Genomic DNA, 16,875 nt, shown 5'->3' with positions numbered 1-16,875 from the left:
GCGCGCCCAAGACCACCTCAATTCGAGGGGCGGCGGGTACGGGTCGTGTTCTATCCTCCGAATCGAGTGGGACCACTCCCGGTCCTGCCCGGGATCTTGAGGAGGTGGGTCCGGTCACAGGGACCGACGCGGGGACCGACAACGGCCAGGCGGAAGAGCCCGAGGGCCGGGGCACGAGCGCGGAGGCGTCCGCCGAGTCGACCGCGGAGCGCAGCGCGCGCTTCGAGCGGGACGCGCTCGAGTTCCTCGACCAGATGTACTCGGCCGCCCTGCGCATGACGCGCAACCCGGCCGACGCCGAGGACCTCGTGCAGGAGACGTACGCCAAGGCCTACGCCTCCTTCCACCAGTTCCGCGAGGGCACCAACCTCAAGGCGTGGCTGTACCGGATCCTCACCAACACCTTCATCAACTCGTACCGCAAGAAGCAGCGTGAGCCGCAGCGCTCCGCCGCGGAGGAGATCGAGGACTGGCAGCTCGCCCGAGCCGAGTCGCACATGTCGACGGGGCTGCGCTCCGCCGAGTCGCAGGCGCTCGACCATCTGCCCGACTCGGATGTGAAGGAAGCGCTCCAGGCGATCCCCGAGGAGTTCCGCATCGCCGTGTATCTCGCGGATGTGGAGGGGTTTGCCTACAAGGAGATCGCGGACATCATGGGGACACCCATCGGTACGGTGATGTCCCGGCTGCACCGGGGCCGCCGTCAACTGCGCGGCATGCTGGAGGACTACGCCCGTGAGCGCGGGCTGGTCCCGGCGGGCGCCGGAGAGTCGGACGAAGCGAAAGGCTCGGGCTCATGAGCTGCGGAGAGCCGCACGAGACGGACTGCGGTGAGGTCCTGGACCATCTGTACGAGTTCCTCGACAGCGAGATGCCGGACGTCGACCGCGACAAGTTCCGGCACCACTTCGAGGAGTGCTCGCCGTGCCTGGAGAAGTACGGCCTGGAAGAGGCCGTGAAGAAGCTGGTCAAGCGGTGCTGCGGCCATGACGACGTGCCCGCCGACCTGCGCGCCAAGGTCATGGGGCGGCTGGACCTGATCCGCTCGGGACAGCCCGCGCCCGACCACGACATCACCTCCACGGCCCAGGACAACTGAGCCCGCGCGCCGCCCGCGCCCCGCACCCTCCCGCCGAGCCCGCCCGGCCGCGCCCCGGCTCGGGCGAGACGTACGGCACTGTCTGATCCCGCCTGCACCTGGGTAACCCATGGGTAATGAGCGCCGTTCCCACCGCACGTGGTTGGATGCGAGGGAGAGGGCGCCTGGGGGCACAAGCCAGCCCACTGTGCGGAACTGGAACTGGCAGGCGGGAATCGTGAGGATCTTCGGCAAGGTACGGCACCGGCCCTCCGCCTCCTGGCGGCAGGCCACCGACCGCGCGTTCACGCTCATCGGCGACGGCCGGTACGAGGACGCGGGCGAACTGCTGACCCGCGCCGCCGACCTGGAACCCTGGCTGTCGGAGTCCTGGTTCAACCTCGCGCTGCTGCACAAGTTCCGGCACGACTGGGAGCAGGCCCGCGCCGCCGGACTGCGCGCCGTGGCCCTGCTCGACCGCGAGACCGGCGCCCCCGACTGGTGGAACGTGGGCATCGCCGCGACCGCCCTCCAGGACTGGCCGCTGGCCCGCCGCGCCTGGCAGGCGTACGGCCTGAAGGTGCCCGGGGGCGCGACCGCCGCCGGGGAGCCCCTCGGCATGGAGCTGGGCAGCGCGGCCGTACGGCTCTCACCGGAGGGCGAGGCCGAGGTGGTCTGGGGCCGCCGGCTGGACCCCGCGCGGATCGAGGTGCTGTCCATCCCGCTGCCCTCCTCGGGGCGGCGCTGGGGCGAGGTCGTGCTGCACGACGGTGTCCCGCACGGGGAGCGCACCACGTCCGCCGGGCACAGTTACCCCGTCTTCGACGAGATCGAGCTGTGGGCGCCCTCGCCCGTGCCCACCTGGGTGGTCCTCCTGGAGGCGGCCACCGAGGCGGACCGGGACGCGCTGGAGCAGCTGGCCGCGGACGCCGGGTTCGCCGCGGAGGACTGGTCGTCCTCGGTGCGGCTGCTGTGCCGGATGTGCAGCGAGTCCCGGATGCCGTCCGACGAGGGCGAGGGGGAGCACCTGGACCCCCACGACCACAGCGAACCGGGCCACCCGGGCCCCCTGGGGCACCGCACGGACGGGCAGCTCTGGGTGCCGGAGCGGGAGTGCGGGGTGGCCGCGCCGCCCTCGCTGGTTCGGGGGCTGTTGGACGGATGGGTCGCCGACAGCCCGGATTCGCGGGACTGGCGGGATCTGGAAGAGGTTTGCTGAGCAGCGGGTGACCGGCCCCTTTAGGCTGTACACGCAGAATTTTCCAGGCTTGCAGGAAGGCGTACGTCGGTCATGGCGCAGCAGGACACCGATCAGCAGCACGCGGGCGTGCTCCCCGTCGACGACGAGGGCTATGTCGTGGACACGGAGGACTGCGAGGAGCGCGAGACGGCCTGGCGGGAGAGCGGCACCTCGCGGCCGATCACGGTCGTCGGCAATCCGGTGCTGCACAAGGAGTGTGGGGACGTCACCGAGTTCGGCGAGGAACTGCGGCAGCTGGTCGCCGACATGTTCACCAGCCAGCGCACCGCCGAGGGCGTGGGCCTGGCCGCCAACCAGATCGGTGTCGGTCTGAAGGTCTTCGTCTACGACTGCCAGGACGACGAGGGCGTCCGGCACGTGGGCGTGGTGTGCAACCCGAAGCTGGTCGACCTGCCCGCCGAGCGGCGCCGGCTCGACGACAACAACGAGGGCTGCCTGTCGGTGCCCGGGGCCTACGCCGAGCTGGCGCGTCCCGACTACGCCGAGGTGACCGGCCAGGACGAGCGGGGCAACCCGATCAAGGTCCGCGGCACCGGGTACTTCGCACGGTGTTTGCAGCACGAGACCGACCACCTCTACGGCTACCTCTACATCGACCGGCTGTCCAAGCGCGACCGCAAGGACGCGCTGCGGCAGATGGGCGAGAACGAGCCGCGCTACCCCGTGGTCGCCAACGACTAGAGCCCGTGGGGCCGTTGGGGGGGGGGGGGGGGGGGAGGCCGGGAATTTTCCCTCCTTCTTTTTCCCCCCCCTCCCCCCCCCCTTCTCCCCAACCAGTACTTTTTTTTTTAACCGCCCTTTTCTCCCTTGTTGTCCAAACAACCGGGGTCGTGTGGGTCTTTGGCGCACTGGACCGACCCCCCCCCCTCCCCGGCGCCCTTCTTCTTGCCCTTCTTCGCTCATCAGTGCGTCGCACAAATGGTCGTTTCTGTGGTGCTGGTGATCATTAATCAGTCACACAGGGGAGGAATCTCGGCACCATGGGGTAGTGAGGGGCGCAAATCCGTTCCCACGACGGTCAGTTGTGGTGCTGAATGGGAACTGCGGGATAGGTAACGAGACGCACCGGCCCCACCCGAGCGGGTGCGTATCCGGCGGCTGAGAGGGGTTTGTTCTGTGCAAGCTTTCCCACACAGCACCACAGAGACGACGACGGCGGTCGTGGTACCACCCTCACTGGCGCTCCCGGTGATCGAGTCCGGCTTTCCCCGGCGACTGCACCCGTATTGGCCGCGGCTCCAGGAGAAGACCCGGCTGTGGCTGCTGGAAAAGCGGCTGATGCCGGAAGACAAGGTGCGGGAGTTCGCCGACGATCTGCGCTACACCGACCTCATGGCGGGCTACTACACGGACGCCCGGGACGAGGTGCTCCAGGCCATAGCGGACTACAGCGCCTGGTTCTTCGTCTGGGACGACCGGCACGACCGCGACATCGTGCACGCGCGCACGGGCGACTGGCGGCGGCTGCGCCACCGGCTGCACGCGGCACTCGACGCACCCAGGCACCATCTGCACCACCCGGACCCGCTGGTCGCGGGGTTCGCCGACAGCGTGCTGCGGCTCTACGGCTTCCTGCCGGACACCTGGAACCAGCGCTTCGCCCGACACTTCCACACGGTCATCGAGGCGTACGACCGTGAATTCCGCAATCGCACCCAAGGGTATGTGCCCGGCGTCGACGAGTATCTCGCCCTGCGCCGGCTCACCTTCGCGCACTGGATCTGGACCGACCTTCTCGAACCCAGTGCCGGATGCGAACTCCCCGACGCCATAAGGAAGAATCCATCCTATCGCCGGGCCGCCCTGCTCAGTCAGGAATTCGCCGCCTGGTACAACGATCTGTGCTCGCTCCCGAAGGAAATAGCGGGCGATGAGGTCCACAATCTCGGAATCAGTCTCATCACCTATGAGGGGCTGACGCTCGAAGCGGCGGTCGACAATATCAGGCGGCGCGTCGAGACCTGCATCGATGAATTTCTCGCGGCCGAACGCGAAGTGCTCAGGTTCGCGGATGCACTTGCCGACGGCACCGTGCGCGGAAAGGAATTGAGCACCGCCGTCCGTATCTGCGTCGGCAATATGCGCAACTGGTTCAGCTCGGTCTACTGGTTCCACCACGAGTCCGGCCGTTACATGGTGGACAGTTGGGCCGACCGCTCCACACCCCCGTATGTCACCAACGAAGCGGCAGGTGAGAAATGACCGTAGAGTCCGTGCAGCCCGAGACCTCCGTCGACCCGGTACAGCTGCGTGAGCCCCCTCTGGCCGGGGGTGCCGTCCCGGTCTTCGGGCACGGTCTCCAACTGGTGCGCGACCCGCTGGACTTCATGTCCTCGCTGCGCGCCCACGGCGACATCGTGCGGCTCAGGCTCGGCCCCAAGACCGTGTACGCCGTCACCACCCCGGAGCTGACGGGCGCGCTCGCCCTCAGCCCCGACTTCAAGATCGACGGCCCGGTGTGGGAGTCGCTGGAGGGCCTGCTCGGCAAGGAGGGCGTGGCCACCGCCAACGGCCCCCTGCACCGCCGCCAGCGGCGCACCATGCAGCCCGCGTTCCGGATGGACGCCATACCCAACTACGGCCCCGTCATGGAGGAGGAGGCGCACGCGCTGACCGAGCGCTGGCGCCCCGGCACCCCCATCGACTGCACCTCGGAGGCATTCCGGGTGGCGGTGCGCATGGCCGCCCGCTGCCTGCTGCGCGGCGACTTCATGGACGAGCGCGCCGAGCGGCTGAGCACCGACCTCGCCACCGTCTTCCGCGGTATGTACCGCAGGATGGTGGTGCCGCTGGGGCCCCTGTACAAGCTGCCGTTTCCGGCCAACCGTGAATTCAACCGCGCATTGGCCGATTTGCATCTGCTCGTGGACGAGATCGTCGCCGAGCGAAGGGCATCTGGTCAAAAGCCGGACGATTTGCTGACGGCATTGCTGGAAGCGAAGGACGACAATGGGGATCCCATCGGGGAACAGGAGATCCACGACCAGGTCGTCGCGATAATCACCCCCGGCGCCGAAACGATCGCGTCCACGATCATGTGGTTGCTCCAGGCGCTGGCGGAACACCCGGAGCATGCCGAGAAGGTGCGCGCCGAGGTCGAATCCGTGACCGGCGGCCGGCCCGTCGGATTCGAGCACGTCCGCTCCCTCAGGCACACCAACAATGTGATCCTGGAGGCCATCCGGCTGCGCCCCGCCGTATGGATTCTGACGCGCCGGGCGACCGCCGACACCGCGCTCGGGGAGTATCGCATTCCGGCCGGGGCCGACATCATCTACAGCCCGTACGCCATTCAGCGCGACGCCCGCTCGTACGACCGACACCTCGACTTCGACCCGGACCGCTGGCTTCCGGAGCGGGCCAAGGAGGTGCCGAAGTACGCCATGAGCCCCTTCAGCGTCGGCAACCGCAAGTGCCCCAGCGACCACTTCTCCATGGCCCAGCTGAGCCTGATCACCGCGGCGATCACGGCGAAGTACCGCTTCGAACCGGCCGACGACAGCGACGACTCCGTCCGGGTGGGCATCACGCTGCGCCCGGACAACCTGCGGCTGCGGCCGCTGCCCTGGTGAGACACCCCGGGTGACCCCGGGAGGGACGTGCCGCTACCGGCGCGTGTTCAGGCGGCCTGCGGGCCCCGGAACGCGCGCCGGTAGGCGTTCGGGGTGGTACCGAGCGCCCGCACGAACTGGTGGCGCAGCGCGGCCGCCGTACCGAACCCGGTGCGCGCGGCGATCGCGTCCACCGTCTCGTCGGTGCCCTCCAGCAACTCCTGGGCGCGCAGCACCCGTTGCCGCAGGATCCAGCGGTACGGCGTGGTCCCCGTCTCCTGCTGGAAGCGGCGGGCGAAGGTGCGCGGCGCCATATGGGCGCGGGCGGCGAGCTGTTCGACGGTCACCTCCAGATCGAGGTGCTCCTCCATCCACACCAGCACCTCGCCGACGGTGTCGCACGGGGCCTTGGGCAGCGGCCGTTCGATGTACTGGGCCTGGCCGCCGTCCCGGTGCGGGGGCACCACCATCCGGCGGGCGATCTTGTTGGCGACCTCGGGGCCTTGCTCCTTGCGCACCAGATGCAGACAGGCGTCGATGCCGGCCGCGGTACCGGCGGAGGTGATCACCGGGTCCTCGTCCACATAGAGCACGTCCTGCTCGACGGCGAGCCGCGGATAGCGCCGGGCCAGCTGCTCGGCATGGTGCCAGTGCACCGCGCACCGGCGCCCGTCCAGCAGCCCCGCGGCGGCCAGCACGAACACCCCGGAGCAGACGCTGAGCACCCGGCAGCCCCGCTCGACGGCCCGGCGCAGCGCGGCGAGCAGCTCGGGCGGATAGTCCCGGTCCACATAGCTCTCACCGGCCGGTACGGCGATCAGATCGGCCTCTTCCAGCCGCTCCAGGCCGTGCGGCGTGGATACGGTGAACCCGCAGTGGGTGCCGAGGTCGGGCCCCTCGGCCGAGACCACGGCGAAGTCGTACACCGGCAGTCCCTCGTCGCTGCGGTCGATGCCGAACACCTCGCAGACGACGCCCAGCTCGAAGGGGTGCACTCCGTTCAGCAGCACGACGGCCACGTTCTTGAGCATGCCCCCAGTGTGCCTCAGGGCTGGCAGTAATTCGAGGGTGCCCGGCAGTCCTGCCACTCCCGGTCAGCAGTGTCCGGCAGGACAGTAGTGGCATGACTGGAAACCAGATCCAAGGCCTGATCGGAATGACCGCGACCCTCGGGATCCTCGTCCTCCTGGTCCTTCCCTCCGTGCTCGGCATCCTGCGCGAGCGGCGCATCGACCGGCAGATCAGGAAGGCCCAGGAGGCCCATGGGGAGAAGGAGGCTCAGAAGTCCTCGTCCAGGTCGACGGTGCCCTCCACCGCCACCTGGTACGCCGACGGGCGGCGCTCGAAGAAGTTGGTCAGCTCCTGAACACCCTGGAGCTCCATGAAGGAGAAGGGGTTCTCCGAGCCGTAGACCGGCGCGAAGCCCAGCCGGGTCAGGCGCTGGTCGGCCACGCACTCCAGGTACTGCCGCATGGAGTCGGTGTTCATGCCCGGGAGGCCGTCACCGCACAGGTCGCGCGCGAACTGCAGCTCGGCCTCGACGGCCTCCCGCAGCATGTCGGTGACCTCCTGCTGGAGCTGGTCGTCGAACAGCTCCGGCTCCTCCTTGCGGACGGTGTCGACCACGTCGAAGGCGAAGGACATGTGCATCGTCTCGTCGCGGAACACCCAGTTGGTGCCGGTGGCCAGGCCGTGCAGCAGGCCCCGGCTGCGGAACCAGTAGACGTACGCGAAGGCGCCGTAGAAGAACAGGCCCTCGATGCACGCGGCGAAGCAGATCAGGTTCAGCAGGAAGCGGCGGCGCTCCGACTGCGTCTCCAGCCGGTCGATCTTGTCCACCGAGTCGATCCACTTGAAGCAGAACTCGGCCTTCTCGCGGATCGAGGGGATGTTCTCGACGGCCGCGAACGCCGCCGCGCGGTCCTCCGGGTCGGGCAGGTAGGTGTCCAGCAGCGTCAGATAGAACTGGACGTGCACCGCCTCCTCGAACAGCTGACGGCTCAGGTAGAGCCGCGCCTCGGGGGAGTTGATGTGCTTGTACAGCGTCAGCACCAGGTTGTTGGCGACGATCGAGTCACCCGTCGCGAAGAACGCGACCAGGCGGCCGATCAGGTGCTGCTCGGCCGGGCTGAGCTTCGCGAGGTCGGCGACGTCCGAGTGGAGGTCGACCTCCTCCACGGTCCAGGTGTTCTTGATGGCGTCCCGGTAGCGCTCGTAGAAGTCCGGGTAGCGCATCGGACGCAGGGTCAGTTCGAAGCCCGGGTCGAGCAGGTTCTGGTTGCGGATCATTGCTTTCGGCGCGAAGCGCCGTCCTCCAGGGGTGGTGGTCGGGTGGCGGGTGGGAATTACTGGCAGGCCTCGCAGGACTCGGGGTTTTCCAGGGAGCAGGCGACGGCGTCGGGGTCGGCGACCTGCTGGACGGGGATGGTCTTCTGCGCCTGGGCGGCGCGGGCGATCCGGGTCGCCGGGCGCGAGCGCAGGTAGTACGTCGTCTTCAGCCCGGACTTCCAGGCGTACGCGTACATCGAGGAGAGCTTGCCGATCGTCGGCGTCTCCAGGAACAGGTTCAGGGACTGCGCCTGGTCGAGGAACGGGGTGCGCGCCGCCGCCATGTCGATCAGACCGCGCTGCGGGATCTCCCACGCCGTGCGGTACAGCGCCCGCACCTCCTCGGGGATCCACGCGAAGCCCTGCACCGAGCCGTTGGCCTCGCGCAGCGCCTCCCGGGTGCGCGCGTCCCACACGCCCAGGTTCTTCAGATCCCGCACCAGGTACGAGTTGACCTGGAGGAACTCACCGGACAGCGTCTCGCGCTTGAACAGGTTGGACACCTGCGGCTCGATGCACTCGTAGACACCCGCGATGGAGGCGATGGTGGCCGTCGGCGCGATCGCCAGCAGCAGCGAGTTGCGCAGGCCGACCTTCGCGATCCGGGTCCGCAGCGCCGCCCAGCGCTCGGGCCAGCTCTCCTCGACGTCGTAGTGGTCGGGGTGCAGCACACCGCGCGCGGTCCGGGTCTGCTCCCAGGCCGGCAGCGGGCCGCTGCGCTCGGCGAGGTCGGCGGACGCCTCGTACGCGGCGAGCATGATCCGCTCGGCGATCTTGGTGGACAGCGCCTTCGCCTCGGGGGAGTCGAAGGGCAGCCGCAGCTGGAAGAAGACGTCCTGGAGGCCCATCGCGCCGAGGCCCACCGGGCGCCACCTGGCGTTGGAGCGGCCGGCCTGCTCGGTCGGGTAGAAGTTGATGTCCACCACGCGGTCGAGGAAGGTGACGGCCGTGTGGACGGTCTCGTCCAGGCGCGCCCAGTCGATGTCCCCGTCGACCACGAAGGCGCCGAGGTTGACGGAGCCCAGGTTGCAGACCGCCGTCTCGCCGTCGTTGGTGACCTCCAGGATCTCCGTGCAGAGGTTGGAGGAGTGGATGACCTGACCCGGCTCGGCGGTCTGGTTGGCCGTGCGGTTGGCGGCGTCCTTGAACGTCATCCAGCCCTGGCCGGTCTGCGCGAGGGTGCGCATCATGCGGCCGTACAGCTCACGGGCCGGCATGGTCTTCTTCGCGAGGCCCTTGCGCTCCGCCTCGCGGTAGGCGGCGTCGAACTCCGCGCCGTACAGGTCCACCAGCTCGGGCACGTCCGCCGGGGAGAACAGCGACCACTGGCCGTCGGCGTTGACCCGGCGCATGAACTCGTCCGGCACCCAGTGCGCGAGGTTCAGATTGTGCGTACGGCGGGCGTCCTCACCGGTGTTGTCCCGCAGCTCCAGGAACTCCTCCAGGTCGGAGTGCCAGGTCTCCAGGTACACCGCGGCCGCGCCCTTGCGCCGGCCGCCCTGGTTCACCGCGGCCACCGAGGCGTCCAGGGTCTTCAGGAACGGCACGATGCCGTTGGAGTGCCCGTTCGTACCGCGGATCAGCGAACCGCGGGCGCGGATACGGGAGTACGACAGACCGATGCCACCGGCGTGCTTGGAGAGCCGGGCGACCTGGTGGTAGCGGTCGTAGATGGAGTCCAGCTCGTCCAGCGGGGAGTCGAGGAGGTAGCAGGACGACATCTGGGGGTGCCGGGTGCCGGAGTTGAACAGGGTGGGGGAGGAGGGCAGGTAGTCGAGCCGGCTCATCAGGCGGTAGAGCGCGGCGACCTCGTCCACGGAGCGGGCCGAGTCGTCCTCGGCCAGGCCGGCGGCGACGCGCAGCATGAAGTGCTGGGGCGTCTCGATGACCTGACGGGTGATCGGGTGGCGCAGCAGATAGCGGCTGTGCAGGGTGCGCAGGCCGAAGTAGCCGAAGCGGTCGTCGGCGGCGCGGTCGATCAGGTTGTCGAGCCGGGCGGCGTGGATCCGGGTGAACTCGGCCGTCCGGTCGGCGATGAGCCCCTCGCGGTGACCGACGGCGACCGACTCGGTGAAGGACGTCACGCCCTGCGAGGCGGCCTCGGCGCGGATGGAGATGGTCAGCAGCCGGGCGGCGAGCCGGGAGTACGCGGGGTCCTCGGAGATCAGTCCGGCCGCGGCCTCGGTCGCGAGCTCGCGCAGCTCCGCCTCGTCGGCGTGGGCGGAGCGGCCGCGCAGCGCGGCGGCGGCGACCCGGCCCGGATCGGCGTCGGGGAGGTCCCCGGTCAGCTCGGTCAGGGTCCGCAGCAGCGCGGTACCGGGACCGTCGTTCTCCAGGCCCTGGGCTGAAGCCGGTTCGGCTGGCGCGATGGTCACGTGGGGCTCTCCCTCGCTCGGCACGGGGCCTGGCGGAGGGCAGGGGCGGTCACGAGCGCACGGGGCGTCGCGTCCACCGGCCCACTCCGCGAGGCCCGGACGTCTCAGAGCACCCGAACCGGTGGGCCGGGTGCGCTGCCGGCAGGTCCTCGGACTGATCCCCGTGCGCGGATACGCACAAGTACACCGTTGCGGGACAGTTCCGGATTCGCACCGGATTCCCCTGCGACGACAGCGACCATGAGCATACATCTAGTGCCGGGTCGTCATGCCACCCCCAGATGTTGTGTCACGTTGTGTCTACGGGGGGTATGCGAAACGGGCCGCCGACGCCCTTGGCACCGACGGCCCGCCCCTGGCCGCCCGGGTTTCCCGGGCGCCTCGCTAGTGCGTGCTGCCCGCCGTGGCGGGCGGCAGCTCGACCTGTACGCCGGGGTCGCCCGCGTCCGCCGTGTAGTCCTCGGGACGGGTCTCGTCGACGCCCTCGGGGGCCTTCACGGCCTTCAGGACGACGGTCAGGACGACCGTGACGAGGACGTTGAGGACGAAGGCCGTCATGCCGATGTAGCCGATCTGGCCGATGCCCGGGATGTCGTCGGCGGAGCCGCCGAAGTGCTTCTGGGTCGGGGAGGCGACACCGTACGCGGCGAGGGTGCCGTAGACCATGCCGACCGCCCAGCCCGCGAGCAGCGCCCAGCGGTGGAACCAGCGGGTGAACAGACCGCCGACCAGGGCCGGGAAGGTCTGCAGGATCCAGATGCCGCCGAGCAGCTGGAAGTTGATGGCGACCGTCTTGTCCATGCCCAGGACGAAGATCAGCGCGCCGACCTTCACCAGCAGCGACACGAACTTGGAGACCTGCGCCTCCTGCTTCGGCGTGGCGTCCGGCTTGATGAAGTCCTTGTAGATGTTGCGCGTGAACAGGTTCGCCGCCGCGATCGACATGATCGCCGCCGGGACCAGCGCGCCGATGCCGATCGCCGCGAACGCCACACCGGTGAACCAGTCCGGGAACATGTCCTCGAACAGCTGCGGGATCGCCAGCTGCCCGTTGGTGACCTTCACCCCGGCCGCGATCGCCATGAAGCCCAGCAGCGCCAGCAGGCCCAGCATCAGGGAGTAGAGGGGCAGGATGGTGGTGTTGCGCCGGATCACGTTACGGCTCTTGGAGGAGAGCGTCGCGGTGATCGAGTGCGGGTACATGAACAGCGCGAGCGCGGAACCGAGCGCCAGCGTGGCGTACGTCCACTGCCCGGCGGGCGCCGGTGCGAGCGCCCCGCGCGGCTTGCCGGTGGCCGGGTTGACCTGGCTGAACGCGTGCGCCGCCTTGGCGAAGACGTCGTCGAACCCGCCCAGCTTGATCGGGATGTAGATGATCGCCACCAGGATGACGAGGTAGATCAGACCGTCCTTGACGAACGCGATCAGCGCGGGCGCCCGCAGACCCGAGGAGTACGTGTACGCCGCCAGCACCGCGAACGCGATCAGCAGCGGCAGGTCCTTCACGAACCCGTTGGTGTGGTCGCCGCCGCCGACGCCCATCACGTCCAGCACCGCCTGGATGCCGACGAGCTGGAGCGCGATGTACGGCATCGTCGCCAGGATGCCGGTCACCGCGACCGCGAGCGAAAGGCCCTTCGAGCCGAACCGGCCGCGCACGAAGTCGGAGGTGGTGACGTAGCCGTGCCGGTGCGAGACCGACCACAGCCGCGGCAGGAAGGTGAAGATCAGCGGGTAGACCAGGATCGTGTACGGCACCGCGAAGAAGCCGGACGCGCCCGCCGCGTAGATCGCCGCCGGTACGGCCACGAAGGTGTAGGCCGTGTAGAGGTCGCCGCCGAGCAGGAACCAGGTGATCCAGGTGCCGAACGACCGGCCGCCCAGCCCCCATTCGTCCAGCGTGTGCTCGTTCTCGGCCCGGCGCCAGCGCGCGGCGAGGAAGCCGAGGACCGTGACGGCCAGGAAGAAGAAGATGAAGACGCCCAGTGCGACGCCGTTGACTCCGGTCTTCACTTCGCGGCACCCCCCTGCGCGTCACGACGGGAGCGCTGGTCGTGCTGCCAGAGCTTGTACGCGATCATGGTGAGGGCGGTGGAGATCAGCACCCAGACCATCTGGTACCAGTAGAAGAACGGAATGCCGATGAACGTCGGGTCCGTCTTCGCGTAGGAGCCGACCCAGAGCATCGCCACGAAGGGCGCGACGAGACAAATGCCGATGACCACGCGGAGCGGTGTCACCACCGGTGGTCCCACTTCGGGCGTTTCTGACATGCTGCGGCTCCGTCCCCTCGCTGATCACCTGTGTAATGCGCAGGCAATCTAGGTGACGGTATCCAGCTGGTGGAAGACCTCGTCTCAAGCTGTGTGTATCGATTCGGCGAAGGAACGGACGCCTCCGAACCGGCCGCGGGAGACTCCCTAGTCCATCGGGCGCTTGAGGCGGGCGACGAACTTGTAGCGGTCGCCGCGGTACACCGAACGGACCCACTCGACCGGCAGTCCCGCGCGGTCCAGCGAGTGCCGGGAGAGCATCAGCATCGGCAGCCCGACGTCCGTACCGAGCAGACCGGCCTCGCGCGGGGTGGCCAGCGAGGTCTCGATGGTCTCCTCGGCCTCGGCGAGATGGACGTCGTACACCTCGGCGAGCGCGGTGTAGAGGGACGTGTACTTCACCAGTGAACGGCGCAGCGCGGGGAAGCGCTTGGCGGAGAGATGGGTGGTCTCTATGGCCATGGGCTCGCCGTTGGCCATGCGCAGCCGCTCGATGCGCAGCACCCGGCCGCCGGCGGAGATGTCGAGCAGCTCGGCGAGCCGGTCGTCGGCGGTGATGTAGCCGACGTCCAGCAGCTGGGAGGTCGGCTCCAGGCCCTGGGCGCGCATGTCCTCGGTGTAGGAGGTGAGCTGGAGCGCCTGGGAGACCTTGGGCTTGGCGACGAAGGTGCCCTTGCCCTGGATGCGCTCCAGGCGGCCCTCCACGACCAGCTCCTGAAGGGCCTGGCGGACGGTGGTGCGGGAGGTGTCGAACTCCGCGGCCAGCGTGCGCTCCGGCGGGACCGGCGTGCCGGGCGCCTGCGTCTCCGTCATGTCGAGCAGGTGCTTCTTCAGGCGGTAGTACTTCGGCACACGCGCGGTACGGACGGTCGTGCCGGCCTCGTTCTCCGCACTGCTGACATCGGTGCTCATGCTCCGCCTTCCCGGCTCCGGATGCCGAAAGCGACCGGCATCCCCATCGGCCACGGCTCACATCGTGGCACGGCTTACTGTGTCAGGACTCCACCCGCACGCTCCGTGATCCCCTCTGTATACCGTCGGGACCCGAGCTGGTCTAGTCCAACAGGGGTCCCTCGGGCACCGGGTCAGGGCGTCCTAGATCCCCTGCCACCGCGGCTTGTTCGCGTAGGTGTGCCGGAAGTAGTCCGCCAGCTTCAGCTTCGAGGCGGCCGCCTCGTCCACGACGACGGTGGCGTGCGGGTGCAGCTGGAGCGCCGAGGCCGGGCAGACGGCCGCCACCGGACCCTCGACCGTCGCCGCGACCGCGTCCGCCTTGCCCTCGCCGGTCGCGAGCAGCACCAGGTGCCGGGCCTCCAGGATGGTGCCGATGCCCTGGGTGATGACGTGGTGCGGGACCTGCTCGATCTCGCCGTCGAAGAAGCGCGCGTTGTCCACCCGGGTCTGCTCGGTCAGGGTCTTGATCCGGGTGCGGGAGGCGAGCGAGGAGCAGGGCTCGTTGAACCCGATGTGCCCGTCGGTGCCGATCCCGAGCAGCTGGAGGTCCACCCCGCCGGCCGCGGCGAGCGCGCGGTCGTACGCCTCGCACGCCGCCTGGACGTCCCGCGCCGTGCCGTCGGGGCCGAGGAAGGAGTCCATGCCGATGCCGAGCGGCTCCAGCACCTCGCGGCGCAGCACCGAGCGGTAGGACTCGGGGTGCTCGGCGGGCAGCCCCACGTATTCGTCGAGCTGGGCTATCCGGGCCTGCGCGGTGTCCACGGCCCCGGCCCGCACCCGGGTCGCGAGCGCCTGGTAGACGGGCAACGGGGTGGAGCCGGTGGCGACGCCGAGCAGGGCGTCGGGCTTGCGTCGCAGCAGCTGCGCCATGGCCTCGGCGATCAGCTCGCCACCCGCCGCGGCGTCCGGAACGATGACAACTTCCACGCTGGGCCTGCCGTTCTGGAGAGGGCTCGTGCGTCTATGTGGTTTAGACCAATCTAACAGAGCGGGCCTCTCGCGCCGATGCCTCGGTGCCAGGGCTCACGGAAAATACCGGCGCCTTCTGTCCCCATGGTCGACCCGGGCGGGCTAGGCTGCGTGGCATCGAGTGCCATGGGCCGCGTCTGCCGTAAGGGCATGGACATGCCCCATGGTCTAGTCCACAATCGAAGAGACTGTTCGAACAAGCGGTTCGAAGCGACACGCGGGCGAACAGTACGAAGCGAACAAGCCCCGTCTTCCCCGCACAGGAAGGCGGATCGAGGAACCGGCGCTCTCTGCCCTGACTGCCCCGGATCCTCGGCCTTCGGCCGACCGGGACCGCACACCCCACGGCCGATGATGCTCCGGGCTGCGGTGCCGGGAGGGTTGAGGGTCCCTTCCAGGCGCCGCGGCCCGCGGGTGTTTTTCGGCCATGCCGAGGCCCGCGGGTACCCTCGCGAACGTGCCCTCCATGAACGAGCTGGTCCGCCAGCACACCGCCCTCGACGACTCCGATCTCGAGTGGCTCCATCTGCTGGTCTCGGAGTGGCAGCTGCTCTCCGACCTCTCCTTCGCCGACCTGGTCCTGTGGGTGCCCACCCGGGACGGCACCCGGTACGTCTCGGTCGCCCAGATGCGACCCAACACCGGCCCCACCTCCTACCAGGACGACATGGTCGGCCACCTCGTACCGCGCGGCCGGCGGCCCATGCTGGACGTGGCGCTCGACGAGGGCCGGATCGTGCGCGAGGGCGACCCGGAGTGGCGCGAAGAGGTCCCCGTACGGGTCGAGTCCATCCCCGTACGACGGGAGGGCCGGGTGCTCGGGGTGATCGCCCGCAACACCAACCTGCTCACCGTGCGCACCCCGAGCCGCCTGGAGCTGACCTACCTCCAGAGCGCCTCCGACCTCGCCCAGATGATCGCGGCCGGGTCCTTCCCCTTCCTCGGCCAGCAGGTCGACATGGACGCCTCGCCGCGCGTCGGCGACGGACTGATCCGGCTGGACGCCGACGGCATCGTCCAGTACGCCTCCCCGAACGCGCTGTCCGCCTACCACCGCCTCGGCCTCGCCGCCGACCTGGTCGGCCACCACCTCGGGCACACCACCGCCGAACTCGCCCCGAGCCGGGGCCCGGTGGACGAGGCGCTGGCCAAGGTGGCCAGCGGCTGGGCGCCGCGCGAGTTCGAGATCGAGTCGCCCGACGGGGTGATCCAGTTCCGGTCCATCCCGCTCAAGCCCAAGGGCACCCGGATCGGGGCGCTGGTGCTGTGCCGGGACGTCACCGAACTGCGGCGACGCGAACGCGAGTTGATCACCAAGGACGCGACCATCCGGGAGATCCACCACCGGGTGAAGAACAACCTCCAGACGGTGGCCGCCCTGTTGCGGCTCCAGGCCCGGCGCATCGACTCCGAACGCGGGCGCGCGGCCCTGGAGGAGGCGGTACGCCGGGTCGGCTCCATCGCCATCGTGCACGAGACGCTCTCCCAGAACCTGGACGAGCGGGTGGAGTTCGACGACATCGCCGACCGGGTGCTGTCGATGGTCGCCGAGATCTCCCCGGGCAAGGTGACCGGCCGGCGCAGCGGGCGCTTCGGGATACTCGACGCAGAGGTGGCGACACCGCTGTCGATGGTGCTCACCGAGGTGCTCCAGAACGCCCTGGAACACGGGTTCCGCGAGGGCGAGACCGGCACGGTGGAGGTCTCGGCGGTGCGCGGCGGCAGCACGAAGGAGGCCCGTCTCCTCGTCACCGTCCAGGACGACGGCGTCGGCCTGCCCGAGGGCTTCGACCCGCACCGCTCGGGCAATCTGGGGCTCCAGATCGTACGGACCCTGGTGGAGGGCGAGTTGGGCGGCACGTTCGACATGGTCCCGGCGCCGGAGCGGGGGACGAGGGTGATCCTGGACATCCCGGTGCGCGCGCAGAAGTAGTCAACGGCCCCCGGGGGAGGGGGCGGTTGGTATGAACCAATGGCGGTGGACGCGCCGGGGGCGGTTCCGGACAGCAAAAAGCCCCGGACCGTCTTTGGTCCGAGGCTCGTGCTCGTTGCTGCGCTGCTGTTCGCTGGGCGGCATCGGGGGATA

15 protein-coding genes and 1 riboswitch are annotated in these 16,875 nt (G+C 69.3%); of the genes, 8 read left to right on the top strand and 7 right to left on the bottom strand.

Annotated features, from left to right (window positions below; genetic code table 11):
* The first annotated feature begins 104 nt into the window (after positions 1-104).
* The 6 genes from sigR to ACLF5H_RS36185 all read left to right on the top strand — a co-directional run bounded on the left by sigR (position 105) and on the right by ACLF5H_RS36185 (position 5,911).
* Complete coding sequence (gene sigR / locus ACLF5H_RS36210) at positions 105-800, top strand: RNA polymerase sigma factor SigR (protein ID WP_037660184.1); 696 nt, start codon at positions 105-107, stop codon at positions 798-800.
* On the top strand, positions 797-1,099 hold the full coding sequence (gene rsrA, locus ACLF5H_RS36205) for a mycothiol system anti-sigma-R factor (RefSeq protein ID WP_037660188.1): 303 nt from the start codon (positions 797-799) through the stop codon (positions 1,097-1,099). The genes sigR and rsrA overlap by 4 nt, the downstream gene beginning before the upstream one ends.
* A gap of 217 nt (positions 1,100-1,316) precedes the next feature.
* On the top strand, positions 1,317-2,297 hold the full coding sequence (locus ACLF5H_RS36200; RefSeq protein ID WP_111584863.1) for a hypothetical protein: 981 nt from the start codon (positions 1,317-1,319) through the stop codon (positions 2,295-2,297).
* Positions 2,298-2,369: 72 nt separating this feature from the next.
* Positions 2,370-3,020: a peptide deformylase gene (def, locus tag ACLF5H_RS36195; protein ID WP_421680234.1), complete on the top strand. Its 651-nt coding sequence runs from the start codon at positions 2,370-2,372 to the stop codon at positions 3,018-3,020.
* A 435-nt stretch (positions 3,021-3,455) separates the two neighbouring features.
* On the top strand, positions 3,456-4,541 hold the full coding sequence (gene cyc1 / locus ACLF5H_RS36190; protein WP_421680233.1) for an epi-isozizaene synthase: 1,086 nt from the start codon (positions 3,456-3,458) through the stop codon (positions 4,539-4,541).
* A complete protein-coding gene (locus ACLF5H_RS36185) occupies positions 4,538-5,911 on the top strand; it encodes a cytochrome P450 (RefSeq protein ID WP_421680232.1) in 1,374 nt (457 codons plus the stop codon). The genes cyc1 and ACLF5H_RS36185 overlap by 4 nt, the downstream gene beginning before the upstream one ends.
* Positions 5,912-5,958: 47 nt before the next feature.
* On the opposite strand, the gene ACLF5H_RS36180 is transcribed toward ACLF5H_RS36185, so the two are convergent.
* The gene (locus ACLF5H_RS36180; RefSeq protein ID WP_421680231.1) at positions 5,959-6,921 is read right to left on the bottom strand and encodes a GlxA family transcriptional regulator; all 963 of its coding nucleotides are present in this window, start codon (positions 6,919-6,921) and stop codon (positions 5,959-5,961) included.
* Between the two features lie 92 nt (positions 6,922-7,013).
* Here ACLF5H_RS36180 and ACLF5H_RS36175 point away from each other — a divergent pair, with 92 nt between their 5' ends.
* The gene (locus ACLF5H_RS36175) at positions 7,014-7,256 is read left to right on the top strand and encodes a hypothetical protein (RefSeq protein WP_078967568.1); all 243 of its coding nucleotides are present in this window, start codon (positions 7,014-7,016) and stop codon (positions 7,254-7,256) included.
* Here ACLF5H_RS36175 and ACLF5H_RS36170 read toward each other — a convergent pair.
* From ACLF5H_RS36170 to nagB, 6 genes are all read right to left on the bottom strand, one after another.
* Positions 7,169-8,179 (bottom strand): ribonucleotide-diphosphate reductase subunit beta, encoded by a 1,011-nt coding sequence (locus ACLF5H_RS36170; RefSeq protein ID WP_037660197.1) that lies wholly within the window; start codon positions 8,177-8,179, stop codon positions 7,169-7,171. The genes ACLF5H_RS36175 and ACLF5H_RS36170 overlap by 88 nt on opposite strands.
* A gap of 56 nt (positions 8,180-8,235) precedes the next feature.
* Positions 8,236-10,593, bottom strand: coding sequence for a ribonucleoside-diphosphate reductase subunit alpha (locus tag ACLF5H_RS36165; protein ID WP_421680230.1), 2,358 nt, complete (start codon positions 10,591-10,593; stop codon positions 8,236-8,238).
* Positions 10,594-10,716: 123 nt separating this feature from the next.
* A riboswitch (cobalamin riboswitch) is annotated at positions 10,717-10,851 on the bottom strand.
* 126 nt (positions 10,852-10,977) lie between these two features.
* The gene (gene mctP, locus ACLF5H_RS36160) at positions 10,978-12,606 is read right to left on the bottom strand and encodes a monocarboxylate uptake permease MctP (RefSeq protein WP_421680229.1); all 1,629 of its coding nucleotides are present in this window, start codon (positions 12,604-12,606) and stop codon (positions 10,978-10,980) included.
* A complete protein-coding gene (locus ACLF5H_RS36155) occupies positions 12,603-12,866 on the bottom strand; it encodes a DUF3311 domain-containing protein (protein WP_421680228.1) in 264 nt (87 codons plus the stop codon). The genes mctP and ACLF5H_RS36155 overlap by 4 nt, the downstream gene beginning before the upstream one ends.
* A gap of 147 nt (positions 12,867-13,013) precedes the next feature.
* The gene (locus ACLF5H_RS36150) at positions 13,014-13,778 is read right to left on the bottom strand and encodes a GntR family transcriptional regulator (protein ID WP_085566480.1); all 765 of its coding nucleotides are present in this window, start codon (positions 13,776-13,778) and stop codon (positions 13,014-13,016) included.
* Positions 13,779-13,961: 183 nt separating this feature from the next.
* Positions 13,962-14,747 carry a glucosamine-6-phosphate deaminase gene (gene nagB, locus ACLF5H_RS36145; RefSeq protein WP_421680227.1) on the bottom strand — a complete coding sequence of 262 codons (786 nt, stop codon included), beginning with the start codon at positions 14,745-14,747 and terminating at the stop codon, positions 13,962-13,964.
* 508 nt (positions 14,748-15,255) lie between these two features.
* Between nagB and ACLF5H_RS36140 the strand changes: the two genes are divergently transcribed.
* A complete protein-coding gene (locus ACLF5H_RS36140; RefSeq protein ID WP_421680333.1) occupies positions 15,256-16,722 on the top strand; it encodes a sensor histidine kinase in 1,467 nt (488 codons plus the stop codon).
* The last annotated feature ends 153 nt before the right edge of the window (positions 16,723-16,875 follow it).

The sequence above is a fragment of the Streptomyces sp. LaBMicrA B280 genome (assembly GCF_049222185.1).
GTDB classification, from domain to species: domain Bacteria; phylum Actinomycetota; class Actinomycetes; order Streptomycetales; family Streptomycetaceae; genus Streptomyces; species Streptomyces murinus.
Note: the sequence above shows the minus strand (reverse complement) of the source record. Positions and strands in the feature narration are given on the sequence as shown.